Source organism: Streptomyces luteoverticillatus, assembly GCF_003970715.1.
Taxonomy (GTDB): domain Bacteria; phylum Actinomycetota; class Actinomycetes; order Streptomycetales; family Streptomycetaceae; genus Streptomyces; species Streptomyces abikoensis.
Genome location: NZ_CP034587.1, coordinates 2,453,358 through 2,468,285, shown reverse-complemented (window position 1 = coordinate 2,468,285; position 14,928 = coordinate 2,453,358). Strand labels below are relative to the sequence as shown.

The 14,928-nt window shown below is 70.5% G+C and carries 15 protein-coding genes; 11 read left to right on the top strand and 4 right to left on the bottom strand.

The annotated features are described in order from the left end of the window. The first annotated feature begins 40 nt into the window (after positions 1-40). Positions 41-2,251: a BTAD domain-containing putative transcriptional regulator gene (locus EKH77_RS10595; protein WP_164737781.1), complete on the top strand. Its 2,211-nt coding sequence runs from the start codon at positions 41-43 to the stop codon at positions 2,249-2,251. Positions 2,252-2,350: 99 nt separating this feature from the next. Here the strand turns inward: EKH77_RS10595 and EKH77_RS10590 are convergent, their stop codons facing one another. The 3 genes from EKH77_RS10590 to EKH77_RS10580 form a co-directional block, all read right to left on the bottom strand. Then, on the bottom strand, positions 2,351-3,202 hold the full coding sequence (locus EKH77_RS10590) for an NAD(P)H-binding protein (protein ID WP_346429052.1): 852 nt from the start codon (positions 3,200-3,202) through the stop codon (positions 2,351-2,353). Positions 3,203-3,221: 19 nt separating this feature from the next. Continuing rightward, positions 3,222-4,406 carry an acyl-CoA dehydrogenase family protein gene (locus EKH77_RS10585; protein ID WP_346429051.1) on the bottom strand — a complete coding sequence of 395 codons (1,185 nt, stop codon included), beginning with the start codon at positions 4,404-4,406 and terminating at the stop codon, positions 3,222-3,224. A gap of 327 nt (positions 4,407-4,733) precedes the next feature. Further along, a complete protein-coding gene (locus EKH77_RS10580) occupies positions 4,734-6,149 on the bottom strand; it encodes an MFS transporter (RefSeq protein WP_126917995.1) in 1,416 nt (471 codons plus the stop codon). 258 nt (positions 6,150-6,407) lie between these two features. Here EKH77_RS10580 and EKH77_RS10575 point away from each other — a divergent pair, with 258 nt between their 5' ends. Genes EKH77_RS10575 through EKH77_RS10565 form a run of 3 tightly spaced genes read left to right on the top strand, consistent with a single transcriptional unit; the run spans position 6,408 to position 7,859 of the window. After that, positions 6,408-6,845 carry a winged helix-turn-helix transcriptional regulator gene (locus EKH77_RS10575; protein ID WP_126914150.1) on the top strand — a complete coding sequence of 146 codons (438 nt, stop codon included), beginning with the start codon at positions 6,408-6,410 and terminating at the stop codon, positions 6,843-6,845. A gap of 29 nt (positions 6,846-6,874) precedes the next feature. Continuing rightward, positions 6,875-7,309, top strand: coding sequence for a VOC family protein (locus EKH77_RS10570; protein WP_126914149.1), 435 nt, complete (start codon positions 6,875-6,877; stop codon positions 7,307-7,309). Between the two features lie 43 nt (positions 7,310-7,352). Continuing rightward, positions 7,353-7,859: an NADPH-dependent FMN reductase gene (locus EKH77_RS10565; RefSeq protein ID WP_126914148.1), complete on the top strand. Its 507-nt coding sequence runs from the start codon at positions 7,353-7,355 to the stop codon at positions 7,857-7,859. 88 nt (positions 7,860-7,947) lie between these two features. Here EKH77_RS10565 and EKH77_RS10560 read toward each other — a convergent pair whose 3' ends face one another. Further along, positions 7,948-8,184: a GntR family transcriptional regulator gene (locus EKH77_RS10560; protein ID WP_206279837.1), complete on the bottom strand. Its 237-nt coding sequence runs from the start codon at positions 8,182-8,184 to the stop codon at positions 7,948-7,950. Positions 8,185-8,504: 320 nt separating this feature from the next. On the opposite strand from EKH77_RS10560, the gene EKH77_RS10555 reads away from it, so the two are divergent. From EKH77_RS10555 to EKH77_RS33725, 7 genes are all read left to right on the top strand, one after another. After that, positions 8,505-8,921, top strand: a complete 417-nt coding sequence (locus EKH77_RS10555) for an ATP-binding protein (RefSeq protein WP_126914147.1) — start codon at positions 8,505-8,507, stop codon at positions 8,919-8,921. Positions 8,922-9,114: 193 nt separating this feature from the next. Continuing rightward, complete coding sequence (locus EKH77_RS10550; RefSeq protein WP_126914146.1) at positions 9,115-9,447, top strand: hypothetical protein; 333 nt, start codon at positions 9,115-9,117, stop codon at positions 9,445-9,447. Between the two features lie 19 nt (positions 9,448-9,466). After that, a complete protein-coding gene (locus EKH77_RS10545; protein WP_126914145.1) occupies positions 9,467-9,781 on the top strand; it encodes a pore-forming ESAT-6 family protein in 315 nt (104 codons plus the stop codon). A gap of 54 nt (positions 9,782-9,835) precedes the next feature. Beyond that, positions 9,836-10,234: a DUF6507 family protein gene (locus tag EKH77_RS10540; protein ID WP_126914144.1), complete on the top strand. Its 399-nt coding sequence runs from the start codon at positions 9,836-9,838 to the stop codon at positions 10,232-10,234. Beyond that, on the top strand, positions 10,231-13,059 hold the full coding sequence (locus tag EKH77_RS33730; protein WP_240667303.1) for a hypothetical protein: 2,829 nt from the start codon (positions 10,231-10,233) through the stop codon (positions 13,057-13,059). The genes EKH77_RS10540 and EKH77_RS33730 overlap by 4 nt, the downstream gene beginning before the upstream one ends. 37 nt (positions 13,060-13,096) lie before the next feature. Further along, positions 13,097-13,867 carry a hypothetical protein gene (locus EKH77_RS10525; protein WP_240667302.1) on the top strand — a complete coding sequence of 257 codons (771 nt, stop codon included), beginning with the start codon at positions 13,097-13,099 and terminating at the stop codon, positions 13,865-13,867. Positions 13,868-14,255: 388 nt separating this feature from the next. Continuing rightward, a complete protein-coding gene (locus EKH77_RS33725) occupies positions 14,256-14,861 on the top strand; it encodes a hypothetical protein (RefSeq protein WP_240667301.1) in 606 nt (201 codons plus the stop codon). Positions 14,862-14,928: the final 67 nt, after the last annotated feature.

Genomic DNA, 14,928 nt, shown 5'->3' with positions numbered 1-14,928 from the left:
CGTACCGGTGGTACTGGGCGGGACGAAACAACGAGCCACTTTGGGCTCGCTCCTGCTCCAGGCCAACCGAGTCGTCCCGACCAGCGAACTCCTCGGTTCACTGTGGGACGGTGACGGCGCGCCGGCCACGGCGCGCAAGATCCTGCAGAACGCGGTGTGGGCCCTGCGCGGCCTGCTGACCGCCGGTGGCACCCGCGTCAACACCGCGGAGCTGATCACCAAAGCGCCCGGCTACATGCTCAAGGTCGACCCCGGGCGCGTCGACCTGTTCGTCTTCCGGCAGCGGGTGGCGGACGGCCGCGCCGCACTGGCCGCGCAGGCGCCCGAGGCCGCCGCGGTCCTGCTGCGCGAAGCGCTGGACCTGTGGCGCGGGCCCGTCCTCGCCGACCTCGTGGAGGCGGGTGTCGCCTGGCCGGAACTGACCGCCGCCGAGAAGGCACGACTGGACGCGATGGAGGACTTCTTCGAGGCGGAACTCGCCTGCGGGCGCCACCACACGGTCCTGGGACGGCTGGAGGCGATGGTCGAGGGCCAGCCCCACCGGGAGCGGTCCTCCGGGCAGCTGATGCTCGCGCTCTACCGCTGCGGCCGCCAGGCCGACGCCCTCAACCTCTACGACCGGGTGCGCGCCGCACTGGGCGAGGGCCTCGGCCTGGAACCCGGCCGAGGCCTCCGGATGCTCCAGCGCGCGATCCTCCAGCACGACCCGTCGCTGCTGACACCGGGCGCCCCGGGGCCCGTCCCGCACACGCCGCCGGTCGCGGTGGCACCGGCGCCCCCGGGCGGGATGGGGTCCTCCGGTACGGCGGGACGCCCGGTGGTGGGCCTGCCGTCCGGGCCGGCGTCCGGTCCGGTGCCCGGGCTGGGGATCCCGTCGGCGTACCTGGACACCCCGACAGTCGGCCCCGTCTCCGGCCCGGGAACCCCGATGGGGCATCCGGGCGCACCGGACACCGGCGCCGGCGCCCCCGAGCGCATGACGGTCAGCGCCCTCCTCCTGTGCGCCCGCCCCGTGGGCTGGCGCACGGCGAGCCCCGGGAGCGCCGACTCCGCGCTCGAAGGGCTCGGCAGCATGATCCGCGAGGAAGTCGAGCGCTGCGGCGGCACGTTCGTGACGAACATCGGCTCCGTCGCCCTCGCGCTGTTCGGCATCCACGACCCGCGCGACGCGGCCGAGCGGGCGGTCCGCGCGGCACTGGCCGTACGGACGCGCTGCGGTGCCGACGGCGGCGCCGCGGTGACCGCCGCCGTGACGTCGGGCCTCGCGCTCGTCCGGCTGCCGGGCGGCGACGGTGCCGGGGGCGCCGACGGGGCGCCGCCCACGGTCGTCGGGACCCTGCTCGACGACGGCCGGGCCCTGCTGGCGCGGGTGCCGGACGGCCGGGTGTGGCTGTGCGGGACCACGCGCCGCGACATCTCCGGCGCCCTCGACCTGCGCAGGGCCTCAGGCCGTCCGGACGCGTGGGAGGTCCTGGGCGTGCGGGGCGAACCCGGGGCGCTGCGGGCGTACGCGCGCCTCGCGGCCGTCGGGGACCACGACCACGAACTCGACCTGGTGGCCGGGCTGCTGGAGTGGTCGCGACTGCGCGGCCTGTCCCACCTGGTGACCGTGCTCGGCGAGCCCGGATCCGGCAAGACCCGCTTCCTGGGCGACTTCGAGCGCCGCGCCCTGGAGGCGGCCCGGGCGCCGGTGCGGATCGTCACCGCCTATCCGCCCGACGACGACGATCCGGGCCCCCTGGCGCTCCCGGCCCTCGTCCTGGCCGAGTGCTGCGACATCCTGCCGGGCGACTCCATCGACACGGCCCACGACAAGCTGAACGCCGCTCTCCGGCGCCAGACGGCCGATGCCGACGAGCGCTACCGGCTGTACCAGCGGCTGCTGCCGCTGCTGTCGCCCGTGGGTGCCGCGCTGCGCCGTCCGGACGTCGGCGACGTCCTCGACGCGTGGCGGGAGTTCACCGTCGCGGCGGCCCGCGTCCAGCCGCTGGTGGTGGCCGTGGATGACATGCACCTGGCCGGTGACGAGCTGCTCGGCTGCGTCGAGTCGCTCGCCGACACCGGGGCGGACGACGCGGCGGCACTCCTCGTCGTCGTCACCGCCCGGCCCGATCTGCTGCGCCGCCACCCGTGCTGGGCCGGCGGCATGCGGCGCGCGGTCACCATCACCCTGACGCCCCCGGCCGGGGCACGCCCCGAACCGTCCGTGGCCGGTCGGGGCGCCCCCTGCGAGGGGCGGATCGCCGTATGACGTAAAGGCGCTATGACATAAAGGCGGTATGACGTAAGGCCGTATGACGTAAAGGCGGTGGCCTCCCCCCGACCGCCAGGGGGGAGGCCACCGCCTCGTTCAGCCGTTCCAGACCCCCGTGGCGGCGGCCCGTGCCACGAACTCCGAGAAGTCGCGCGGCGGTCGTCCCAGCACCCGCTGGACGGTGTCCGTGGGGGTGGCGTTCCTGCCGTCCCGGATCGTGGCGACGAGGTCGGCCACGAAGAGGGCGTAGTCCTCCGCGACGTCGTACGAGACGAGCTCGGCGACGTAGTCCTCGTGGGAGACCGGGGTGTAGCGCACGGCGCGGCCGGTGGCCCGGGCGATCTCGCCGACGGCCTCGTCGAAGCCCAGGGCGCGGGGTCCGCTCAGCTCGTGGACCTGCCCGCCGTGGCCGTCCTCCAGGAGCGCGGTCACCGCGACGGCGGCGACGTCCTCGGCGTCCACGAACGGCTCGCGGCCGCTGCCCGCGGGCAGCGCCAGCTCACCGGCGAGGATGCCGTCCAGGAGTACGCCCTCGTCGAAGTTCTGGGCGAACCAGTTGGGGCGCAGCAGGGTCCACTCGGCGCCGGACTCCCGGACCGCTCGTTCCCCGGCGACCAGGGATTTGCCGCCCACGGTGTCGGTGACGCGGGCCTGGAGGACCACCAGCCGCCGGACCCCGAGGTCGACCGCCCGCTTCGTCAGGTCGCGGATCTGGGCCTCCGCGTCCCACTCGCCCGGCTTGTCCTGGCGGTCGACGAGGTAGGCGGTGTCCGACCCGGCGAGGGCGGGCTCCCAGGTGTCCGTGTCGTCCCAGTCGAAGCGGACTTCACCGGAGCGGCTCGCCGCGCGGACCTTCGCGCCGCGCTCCCGCAGCCCTTTCACGACGCGGCGACCGGTCTTGCCGGTGCCGCCGAGCACCACGATCTTTCTGTCGGACATGGTGGCCATGGCCTTTCCGTCAGATTCGTCAGAGGAAGAGGGTGTCGGGGGCGAGGCCGAGCAGGGAGCGGCCGTGCACCTCCTGGTTGGTGCGGTAGGCGAACAGCGCGTGCAGGGCCAGGCCCCGCATGTCGCGGTGGAACCGCTGGAAGGCCACGTCCCGCATGATCACGGAGGCGCCGGCGGCCTCGAAGAGCTCGTCCACGGCCTGGTTGGCGAGCTCGATGGCGAACGCCGCCCTGCCGCGTGCCGCCGCCCGCTCTTCGACGGACGGCAGCGTGCCCGCGTCCGCGTGCCGCTGGAGCTCGCGCAGCCAGGCCTCCTGGAGGGCCTCGGCGGCAGCGATCTTGTTCTCCGCCTGGGCCACCTGGACCTGGGTGACCGGCGACTGGCTCTGGTCGGTCCAGGACGTGTAGGTGATGCCCCGGCCGGGCAGCCGGTCGAGGAAGAGCTCGTACGCGCCCCTGGCCAGCCCGAGGTAGGCGGAGGCACCCAGGGCCATGAAGAACGGGATGAACGCGTAGTTGCGGCCCGTGGCACCGGTGTTGGACCGGTCGCCGGTGCTGCCGGCGAGCACGTCCAGGAGGCTGATGACGCGGTGGGCGGGCACCCGTACCGCGTCGGCGGTGACGGTCGAGCTGCCGGTGCCGGCGCCGGCGGAGGCGTGCCAGTCGTCGGCGATGGACAGCTCGGAGACGCGCACCAGGGCGGCGGAGGGCGCGGGCGTGCCGTCCGGCCCGGGCAGCAGGGCCGCGAGCAGCGCCCAGTCGGCGCCCCGGCAGCCGGAGATCCAGCCCCAGCTGCCGCTGAGGGTGTAGGCGCCGTCCTCGGTGGGGGCGAGGGTGCCGGAGGGCGTGAAGCCGGTGGAGACGCGGACCGAGCCGCCCGCGTACACCTCCTCCTGGGCCGCGTCGGGGAAGAGGCTCGGCACCCACGCGCTGGACGCCCAGATCATCGACACCCAGCCGGTGGCGGTCTCGGCGCGCGCGATCTCGGACACGATCCGGGTCAGGTCGGCGACCGGGGCCTCGAGACCGCCGAAGCGGCGGGGGACGCTCAGCCGGAACACGCCCGCCTTGTCGAGCAGTTCGATGTTCTCGTCCGGGATCCAGCGCCGCTCCTCGGCCTCCGGACCGGTGGCACGGAGCGTGGCGGCCAGGGCGGTCACCTCGTCGAATACGGCGGCGACGGCGCTGTCGGTGGTGGACATCATGCCTCCAGAAAGTTATCGGCTTTTCCGTGCGATCCGATTCTTTCGAGGGGCAGTCATGTGCCGGTAACGGCTATTCCTCGGGGGAGGAACGGGACGGCAACCGGGGTGCGGTGGGTTTCACGGCAGGAGGAAATGGGCCGGTAATTCAACTGGTAACCCGTGCGGTAACCCGCCCGGTAACCCATCCGGTAACCCGTCCGGTAATCGGGTGGGCAAGCCGTCCCCGGGAAATGCAAAAGCGCGCCCTGCCCCGGGCAGCGAGTGCGGCCGGGGCAGGGCGCCGTGGGAGGCCGGCTCCGGGGGGAGAGCCGGCGAGGCGGGTGGGGGTCAGGCGTCGACGGGCTCGCGGACGGGGTCGGCGCTCGCGGCGGGGTCCTCGATGCCGGAGCGGTTGCCCAGGCCGAACGCGCTGATGAAGGCGGCGATCAGCGCGGCGGCGAGCGGCACGATCAGCGCGGCCCGGTAGCCGTCGAGCTGCGCGGCGGGCGACGTGCCGTGCGTGGCGCCGATGGAGACGGCGGTCACCGAGGACAGGCCCAGGGCCGCACCGAACTGGAAGGAGGTGTAGAGCAGACCGCCGGCCACGCCCTGCTCGTCCTCGTCGATGCCCTCGGTCGCGATGATGGTCAGCGGGCCGTAGGCCAGCGAGAAGGCGAGGCCGAGGATGATCAGGCTCGGGAACATCGCCAGGTACGTCCAGTCCATGCTCACCGGCAGGAACAGGGCGTAGGACAGCGCGGCCAGCAGCAGACCGCCGAAGATCACCCGGGCGTTGCCGAACTTCGCGACCAGCTTGGGCGTGAGCGTCGGGGAGAGGATGGAGTCGATGCCGATGACGATGAGCGCGAAGCTCGTCTGGAGGGTCGACCAGCCGCGCAGCTCCTGGAGGTAGAGCACCGCGACGAACTGGAAGCCGAAGAACCCGGCGGCGAAGAGCAGGCCCGTCACATTGCCGCGGATGAGCGCGCCGTTGCGGAAGAGGCCCAGCCGGATGAGCGGGTTGGAGGACCTGCGCTCGATGAGGAAGAAGGCGAGGAAGAAGACCAGCCCGGCCGCGACCGTACCGGCCGTTACGGCGGCCGCCACGTGCGTGGCCCGCTCGACGGCGAAGACCAGGAGCAGGATGCCGGCGGTCACGCTGATCGCGCCGCCCAGGTCGACGCCCTGCCCGGACCGCTCCGGCCGGGGCGACTTGGGGATGAGGACCACGGCGGTGATGAGGATGAGGAGGGAGAGGATGACGGGGGCGAAGAACACCCAGCGCCAGCTGACCGAGGCCAGCAGCCCGCCGACGACCAGACCGATGGAGAAACCACCGGCGGCGGTGCCGGAGTAGACGAGCAGCGCCTTGTTGCGCTGCGGGCCCTCGTCGAAGCTCGTGGTGATGATGGACAGTCCGGCCGGGGTCATGAAGGCCGCCGCGATGCCCGTCACGAAGCGGGCCACGATGAGCATCCATCCCTCGGTGGCGAATCCGCCCAGGCCGGAGAAGAGCAGGAAGACGACGAGCCAGAACACGAACATCTGACGGCGCCCGAAGAGGTCGGCCGCCCGGCCGCCGAGCAGCATGAAGCCGCCGTAGCCGAGGACGTAGGCGCTCATGACCCACTGGAGCATGCCGGTGGACATGTCCAGGTCGGCGCGGATGGACGGCAACGCCACATTGAGCATCGCCACGTCGATGCCCTCGAGGAAGATCGCACCGCACAGCACGAACAGCACGCCCCAGGCGCGCCCGCTCATGCGGTCGGTGCCGCTGCCCGATGAGGTCTGCGGTGTGGACACGGAAAGGCTCCTTGCGGGGACGGAGAACTTGCGGGGACGGAAAAAGGGAAGGGGAGGGTGAGGAAGGGCGGAGCGGAGGCGCCGCCACCCTTGAGGAGCCACTCTTGAGGGCTGCTTGAAAGTGGCGTGAAAGTGGCGTGGGGTGAGGCGAGTTGGGTCGGAGAACCCGCGGTTCCCTCTTGTAACCACTCGAATCATCGGGCAGTGTGAATCGCCATGGAAGAAGGCACTTTGAAGTCACCGACTCACTGCACGGGTACCGAGGCCGAGTACGAAGTCCGGCAATGGGACACCCGCGAGGGCTGCGAGGTGCGCCAGATCCTCGACCGGGTCGCCGACAAGTGGTCGCTGCTCGTCATCGCCCTCCTGGACCGCCGCAGCCTCCGCTTCTCCGAGCTGCGCCGGGAGATCGACGGCATCAGCCAGCGGATGCTCACCGTCACCCTCCGGCAACTGGAACGCGACGGCCTCGTCCTGCGCACGGTCCACCCGGTGGTCCCGCCGCGCGTCGACTACGAGCTCACCCCGCTCGGGGTGACCCTCCACGACACGATCCGCTCCCTGGTCATCTGGACCGAGGAACACCAGACGGAGGTCGCCGCCGCACGCGCCTCGTACGACAGCCGTACTGCTGAGGAGGCGCAGGCCTCGTAGGCTCGCTCCTACGTGACTATGGTGGCCCGATGACGTCGATCAAGCAGTTCCAGGTCACCTTCGACTGCGCGGAACCCGAGCGCGTGGCCCGTTTCTGGTGTGAGGTGTTGGGGTACGTCGTACCGCCGCCGCCGAAGGGGTTCGCTTCGTGGGGCGATTTCGACCGCTCGCTGCCGGCTGAGCACCAGGGCTCGGCGTTCGCCTGCGTCGATCCCACGGGTGTCGGCCCGCGGCTGTTCTTCCAGCGCGTTCCCGAAGGCAAGGTCGTCAAGAACCGGGTGCATCTCGACGTACGGGTCGGCACCGGGCTCGTGGGTGACGAGCGCCTCGCCGCACTCGAAGCCGAGCGCGCGCGACTGGAGGCGCTCGGCGCGGTATGCGTGCTGGTGCAGCGTGCCGATGGGATCAACGAGTCCTGCATCACGATGCAGGACGTCGAGGGCAACGAGTTCTGCCTCGACTGACGGCTGTTGGTGGCCGTTGATGACGGTTGGCTAGGTTGGGCGGATGCCTACCGAACCACCCGTCATCCTCCTGCTGTCCGGCAGCCTGCGCGCCGCCTCCTCCAACGAGTCCGCGCTGCGCACGGCCGAGGCGGTGGCGGCGTCGGCGGGTGTCCGCACGGTCCGCTACGCCGGACTCGCGGACCTGCCGCACTTCAACCCCGACGACGACCACGACCCGCTGCCGGACCCGGTCGTGGAACTGCGAACGGCGATCGCGGAGGCCGCGGCCGTCCTGATCTGCGCCCCCGAGTACGCGGGCACGCTGCCGGGCTCGTTCAAGAACCTGCTGGACTGGACGGTCGGCGGCACGGAGATCTGCGACAAGCCGGTGGCGTGGGTGAACGTGGCGGCCCCGGGCCGCGGCGGGGGAGCGGAGGCCACGCTGCGGACGGTCTTGAGCTATACGGGAGCCGCCATTGTGGAGCCCGCGTGCGTGAGGATTGCGCTGGGAGAAAGCGCGGGGGAGGAGCTCCGGCGGGTGCTGGCGCTGCTGGCGGAGGCCGCCTGAGCGGGGTGGTTCGCGCTGCCTTGTCGCGAGGCAGCGCGAACCTCGGCGAAAAACGCCCAAAGGCCTCATCGGGGCGAGGGTTTCGCTGTTAAGCCGGGTCCTTCGAGACATATGAGCCAAGTCCCGGCTCGGTGTAGATGAGGCCCTCGGCGCGGAGCGCGCGATGCACCTTGTGGGCCGTCATGCCAGCGATGCCGAACTCTTCTTGGAGCTGGAGTACCGACGGCACGCGTGTCCGGGGCGGGTAGGTCCCGTCCTTGATGCGCTGCCGGATCACTTCGGCTACTTGGCGCCAGCGAGGTACATCGGGAGCGAATTCGATCACATCGCAACGCTACGTGCACCATGTAGTTCCACGCGAGACAAGTTTCCTCGGTAACCCAGGGATCCTAGGGGTCCTACTGCTAGCCTCCAGGCACAAAGGACCCCGGCGGCCGTAGGAGCGGCCCCGGGGCATGGCCAACGCTGCGCTAGGAGCGTCGACATGCTCAACCTTATCCGCCGCCTCGCCTCACGACTGAGGCGGCCCCAACGCCCCCGCACTCCCCACACCCCGTGTCCGCAGAAACGCGACTACGCGGTCGTAGTCACCCCACACGGCATCAACTTCGTGCCGCGACAGCCGAGCGCGGAGGAGGTGGCCCGATGAGAGGGGATCGCTACACCCTCACGGCCCCCACCGCGCCGTCCACGGCCCGGCTCGCGCGGGAGTTCGTCACGGCGACGCTCGTCGCCGCCGAGCGGCGGCTGCTGATCGAGCCGGCCCGGCTCTGCGTCTCGGACACCGTCGCGAACGTGGTGCGGCACGCCCGCGTGCCGGAGCTGACGGTGGAGATGACCGTCCGCGCCGAGAACGTGGTCGTCGCGGTCCGGGACGACGACCCGGGGCGGCTGCCTTGGCCGCGTCAGGCCGTCGGCGAGAGAGGTGGCGACGGCCGGGGCCTGGCGCTCGTACGCAGGCTGTCGCACGCCTCGGGGGTGACGTGGGTGTGGGACGGCCTCGACGTCGTCGGCAAACAGGTGTGGTTCGAGCTACGGGAGTGCGCGGCGCTCACCGTGTGACATAAGGAGCCAAAGGGGCCACTGACGATTGTCAGTGGCCTCTGCCATGGTGTGTGCAACGACGGGGAAACGACCTGCACACGTTCGTAACAGAGTGCTCGTCAGCCCCGGAAGCGCTTTGTGATCACCTTGACGATGTTGATAGACATGTTCGAGTCGTCAGTGACACATGAGAAACGACGGGGGTGAGCTCGTGAAGTTCGATATGGGACAAACGACGCTGTCCGGACTGATTTCCCGGACGCGTGGTTCCAGTGACGATCTGGGCGGTCTGATCCGCCAGCTGATCGTGGCCGCGCAGCCGCTGGAGGGCAAGTTCAACGGCGCGGGCAAGGCCGCCTTCGACCAGTTCAAGTCGCACTCCGACGAGGTGACGGCCGCGCTGAACAGCTCGCTGAGCGCGATTCTCGGCGGCCAGTCCGGCATGGACTCCTCGTTCGGCCAGGGTGACCAGGAGTCGGCGGACAACGCGCGCCAGCAGATGGCGGCGGCGAACTTCGACGCGGCCCGCTTCTCGGGTCGCTAGGAATACGGGGGTAATCGACATGGCTGGTGCGGGTGCGGACCGTCGTAGTTACGACACGGGTGCGTCGAGCGAGGTGCAGGGATCGCTCGCGGGCATCATCTCCCGGCTGGAGACGGTGCTGAGCGAGCGTGACGCCGCGGTGAAGGCGGCGATGGCCGACTTCCAGGCCGATGGTGTCTCGGATCAGTACCACGGCAAGGAGCAGCGCTGGAACAAGGCGGCCACCGAGGTCCGCCAGATCATCCACCTGCTGCGTTCCACGATGGAGAAGAACGACGGCACGGCGCAGTCGACGCTGTCCAAGGCGAAGGCCGCGGTCGACGCCATCGGCTGAGGCCGGCGCCGACGGGCGAGAGCAAGCAGCGTTTCGTAGAACGGGGGAAACATCGTGTCCAAATGGGATATTCAGCCGGACGGTGTCCGTACGGTACTGAATAACACCGGTGAGATCGCCGGGAAATTCGAGGAAGAATTCACGGCCTACAGCGAGGGCCTGGTCGGCTCCGCGACATCGGCGGGCACGATGATCCTGGGCGGGACGAAGGCGCCCGAAGGGGGCGCGTTCGGTCCCGTCGCCCAGGCGCTGCAGGAATTCCAGCAGCACACGGAGAACGATGTGAAGTTCCTCCCCGTGCGCGCGGGCAAGTCCATCAAGGGCGCCCGGGAGGCCACTGAGGCGTACATCAAGGGCGACGACGAGATGCTGCAGAACAAGCAGCACATGGCCGCCCAGGCGCCGACTCCGGAAGAGCTCAAGGGCCCGGGCTCGAAGGGCGGCAAGCCGTGATCGATCCCAGCAAGATTCCCACGTACACGGGCAATCTGGAGCACTTGCAGACTCATGCCGCGTCGCTGAAGAAGACTGCGGGCAACATCCGGACCACGGGCAAGGACGTCCACAACGCCTTCCAGGCGCTGGATCCGGTCTACAACGGTCCGGAGGAGAAAGAACTCTTCAACTCGACCATCCCGGTCCGGGACAAGGCCGACGACTTCGCGAAGAAGCTGGAGTCCGTCGGCGGCGCGCTCCAGAGCTTCGCGACAGAGGCGAAGCCGCTGGTCGACAAGATGGACCGGCTGCGCAAGGAGGCCGAGGCCTTCGTCGCTGCGAACAAGAATGACGACGACTGGAAGAAGGACCAGAAGAAGGTCGATCAGAACGAGCGGATGGTCAGCGAGGTCGGCACGACCTGGGTGGCCTTCCAGGGCGTCGAGCGTGACGCGGCCAACAAGATCACCGCGTTGGTGGGCGGCACGAAGTTCGTTGTCGACGACGGTTCGCACAAGGCCGGCATGTACGGCTTCAAGGAAAGCGACGTCAAGGACGCCAAGGAGACCCCTTGGGGCACGGTCGACAAGCGTGAGTACACCGGCTGGCGGGCCGCGTGGGAGTGGACGAAGGACAACGTCGGCGGCGCGCTGAAGGGCTTCTTCGTCGACGGCGTGTGGGGCACCATCAAGGGCCTCGGCAGCATGGTCAACGTCTTCGACTGGGACAACTTCAAGAAGACGTGGTCGGGCATCGGTGACGTCTTCGGCGGTGTCAGCGCGTACCTCATGACGCCGTACGACTGGGCCATGGACAAGATGTTCGGCCCGGTCGACCACAGCGACACCGACAAGCAGAAGGCGGCCCTGCGCAACTTCGGCAAGTCGCTCGTCGCCTGGGACGAGTGGGGCAAGGACCCGGCGCGGGCGTTCGGGACGGTGCTGTTCAACGGCCTCACCATCGGTTCCGGCAGCCTCCTCAAGCTCGGCAAGGCCGGCGAGGTGGCCAACGCCGGAAAGGTGAGCGCGGGCGCGAAGATCGCGGGCGCACTGGGCAAGGCGGGCGCGCTCTCCGACCCGATGAGCTACCTCGGCAAGGCGGCGGGCGTCACCAAGCTCAAGGTCGGCGACTTCATGGAGGGCCTGAAGGCCAGCCGTGAAGGCCTGAACGACCTGGGCAAGAACATGCCCACGGGCACGGGCGCCCACCCGGTCGAGCCCCCGGCGACGCCGGCCGCGCACACGGGCGACGCGCCCCACGCGGGCGACGGCCTCCACTACACCGACAACAAGGGCAACCCGCGGGTCGTCCACGGCGACGGCACCATCCGTGACCCGCAGGGCAACATCGTGCCCAACACGAAGGCCATCGAGGAGCCGCACAAGTCGGACCTGCCCAACACCACGCACGAGCACGAGACCGTTCCCTCCAAGGAGAAGGTGCTCGAGGGCGCCGGCGGCCCCGGCCACGTGGCCGATCACCCGACGGGCGGCGGCTCGGGTACGCACGGCTCGTCCGGCGGCTCGGGTACCCACGGCGCCGGCAGCGGCGGCTCGCACACCCCGCCCGGCAACGGCGGCGGCCACGGCACACCGCCCTCGAGCGGCGGCCACGGCCCCTCCGACCCCGGCTCGGGCTCGGGCGCGGGCAAGGGCGCGGGCCACGAAGGCGGTTCGGGTACGGGCGCGGGCCACGACGGCAACGCCGGCGCGGGCAAGGGCACCGGCCATGAGCCGGGCTCGGGCAAGGACGCGGGCCATGACTCGGGCTCGGGCGCGGGCAAGGGCGCGGGCCACGACAGCGGCTCCGGCACGGGTGCGGGCCACGACGGCAACGCGGGCTCGGGCAAGGGCGCCGGTCATGAGTCGGGCTCGGGTACGGGCAAGGGCGCGGGCCACGAAGGCGGTTCGGGTACGGGCGCGGGCCACGATGGCAACGCGGGCTCGGGCAAGGGCGCCGGTCATGACTCCGGCTCGGGCACGGGCAAGGACGCGGGCCACGAGGGCGGCGGCTCCGCCAAGGACACCGGCACCGATACTGGTCACGACTCCGGCTCCGGTAAGGGCGCGGGCGCCGGTCACGGCACCGGCTCCGGCCACGACGCCGGCCACGGCGGCACTGGCACGGGCGTCGGCCACGGCGGCACCGGCTCGGGTGCCGACTCCGGCGCGGGTCACGGCGGTGGCTCAGGCCACGACGGCGGTGGCTCAGGCCATGACGGCGGCGGCTCCGGATCCGGCTCGGGCGACCACACGCCGCCCGGCTCGTACAAGCCGGGTCACGGCGAGGAGGTCCCGAACCTCAAGCGTCACGACAACAACTTCACGGACACGCACAACCACAAGGGGCAGCGCAAGAGCTACCTCAACGAGGACGGCGACCTCGTGCCCGCCAACCCCGACGGCGACGCGTCGATCGTCGACCACATCGTGGGACGCGAGCCGAAGAAGTCGGAGAGCCCCTACACCTCCACCAGCGAGGACGGCGCCAACGCCAAGGACTACGGCGGCCAGAAGATCTCGATCGATCTGCCCCGGCTCGTGGACGACATAGCCAAGGGCAAGGTCAAGGGCGTCGAGGTCTACTCGCCGAAGGAGGTCGAGGCGGCGATCCAGCAGAGCGCCGACAAGATCGCCGGCCGGCCCATCGACATCAGCGTCCCGCCGAATACGCCGCACCCCGAGATCGACGAAATGGCCCAGAAGATTGCCAAGGACCTCGGTCTGGGCAAGGCCAAGACGAAGAGCCTCGCGCAGCGCATGAAGGACATGATGCACACACGCCGGGACTCGGAGTGGCTCATCAAGGGCATCGTGCCGCATGACTACATCACCGGACCGTGACGGCGGCCGACGGGCGGAATGCGAAAGGATGCCACTCATGACCCGCTTCAGTGAATTGCTCGGCACGGATTTCGATGGCGAGCCGACGACCGACATCGAGGACGTGTTTTACGGGGCCTTCGACGACCCCGGGCACCGGGACCGCGTCCCCGGGCTCGTCGAGCTGATGAACGACCCCGCCGCGCCGGAGATCGAACGATTCCTGGCCTGCGTGGCGCTGACGATGTGGGGCGAGGCGGCCGGGTACGAGGCGGTCCTGCGGGCCGCCGCGGATCCCGAGGCCACGCCCTGGTACGACTTCTCGATCGACCGCAAGTTCTCCGTCGACAGCACGTTCGCGCAGCTCGCGGACGCCGTGGCCGAGCGTGACCTGGCGGAGGAGAAGGGCACCGAGGCCCTGCGGGTGGAGGCGGCCCGCGCCCTGGTGCGGCTGGCCGACAGCCAGTACTTCGAGGACAAGCTGGGCGAGCTGTTCGACAACGCCACGCTCCGGGCGCTGCTGGACGACATCAAGGACGTCGTCGGCCGGGGCGTGCGGTTCCTGACCACGGACGAGAAGCGCCGGTTCGACCTGCCCACTCAGCTGGTCGACCTGGCGAGCGGGGTGTCCACCGTCGACGGCCCGCTGGGCGTGGAACTGGCCATGAGCGTGCTCGACGCCGGTACCTACCCCCGCACGCTGAAGCACGCCGTCCCCATCGTCCACCGCGCCCAGGGCCCGGAGGCCCGCCGGTTCGGCGAGTACCTGCTGACGGTCGGCGACGAGGACGTGCGGCGCCAGGTCCACGAGATCCTGAACGGGTCCTGAGTCCGGCGCAGTAGCTGACACGTCGGTGCCGGGCACGGCCTCACCACACCGTGCCCGGCACCCCCGCACTCCGGGAAACCGGCGGGTGCCGACTGGACGCGCTCGCCCCACGCTCACACCGCCACCAGCCCGCGGGCTGTGACGGTGGTGAATTCGTCGACACCCGTGGGGGAGCCGGTGCGTCGTTCTACCGGCCCACCTTCGGTCGGCGGATCTCACCGGCGCGGAGCTCGAGGCGTGGATCGGCGCGCGAGGCGGGCAGGTCCGGGTGATTTCGCCCGGCAGGGCGCGGGCTGAGCCCCTGTCATCGTCGATGGCGGCGATATCCGCGTAATGTCCGGCAGCTGTCCGGCAGCGCTTTGCGTTTTCTCAGGAGAAGTTGATAGGCATGAGCGCGCCGGTGCGTGCCAAGACCGCACCGCTTGAGATTGCAGTGAACGATTCGGGGGATTTCGTGGCGACTCCGCCGCAGCAACAGCCATTTCCGGCACAACAGCCCGACCGGGGACAGCAACCCGCACAGCCGCAGCCCGGCTGGGGGCAGCCCGGCTTTCAGCCGCAGCAGCCGCAGCAGCCGCAGCAGGGATTCCAGGGGCACCCGGCCCAGGCCTACTGCCGCCTCTGCGGTGGTTTCCCCGCCGCCGATGTGACCGTCCGCGGGCATCAGGGCATTTTGATCATGATGCGGTTCCTGAGCCTGAACGGCCCGTTCTGCCGTAATTGCGGTACGGCCGTGCTCCGCGACATGACCGGGAAAACGCTGCTGCAGGGCTGGTGGAGTCCGCTCTCGCTGGTCATCATCACGCCGTTCACGCTTCTCTGGAACCTTTTCGTCAGGGCCCGGCTGAACAAGCTCGAGCCCCCGGTCCCCGGCCAGCCCGGGCCTCAGCTCGATCCGGGGCTGCCGCTGCGGAAGAGGCCGGCTGTCTGGGGGTTGCTGATCCCGGTGATCTGGGTGCTGTTCATGGTCTTTCAGTACGCCCGGGGTTCGTAGGGTCCGGCAGGGCTCGTAGGCCCACACCGGATGGCAGAGGGCGGTAGAGGGCGGCAGGCGCGGCAGA

What these genes read in the sequence shown, in the direction of transcription:
- EKH77_RS10590 (WP_346429052.1), bottom strand. Translation starts at nt 3,202, where the DNA reads ATGGCCACCATGTCCGACAGAAAGATCGTGGTGCTCGGCGGCACCGGC.
- EKH77_RS10580 (WP_126917995.1), bottom strand. Translation starts at nt 6,149, where the DNA reads ATGAGCGGGCGCGCCTGGGGCGTGCTGTTCGTGCTGTGCGGTGCGATC.
- EKH77_RS10525 (WP_240667302.1), top strand. Translation starts at nt 13,097, where the DNA reads ATGACCCGCTTCAGTGAATTGCTCGGCACGGATTTCGATGGCGAGCCG.
- EKH77_RS10555 (WP_126914147.1), top strand. Translation starts at nt 8,505, where the DNA reads ATGAGAGGGGATCGCTACACCCTCACGGCCCCCACCGCGCCGTCCACG.
- EKH77_RS10585 (WP_346429051.1), bottom strand. Translation starts at nt 4,406, where the DNA reads ATGATGTCCACCACCGACAGCGCCGTCGCCGCCGTATTCGACGAGGTG.
- EKH77_RS10565 (WP_126914148.1), top strand. Translation starts at nt 7,353, where the DNA reads ATGCCTACCGAACCACCCGTCATCCTCCTGCTGTCCGGCAGCCTGCGC.
- EKH77_RS10545 (WP_126914145.1), top strand. Translation starts at nt 9,467, where the DNA reads ATGGCTGGTGCGGGTGCGGACCGTCGTAGTTACGACACGGGTGCGTCG.
- EKH77_RS10575 (WP_126914150.1), top strand. Translation starts at nt 6,408, where the DNA reads ATGGAAGAAGGCACTTTGAAGTCACCGACTCACTGCACGGGTACCGAG.
- EKH77_RS33725 (WP_240667301.1), top strand. Translation starts at nt 14,256, where the DNA reads ATGAGCGCGCCGGTGCGTGCCAAGACCGCACCGCTTGAGATTGCAGTG.
- EKH77_RS10570 (WP_126914149.1), top strand. Translation starts at nt 6,875, where the DNA reads ATGACGTCGATCAAGCAGTTCCAGGTCACCTTCGACTGCGCGGAACCC.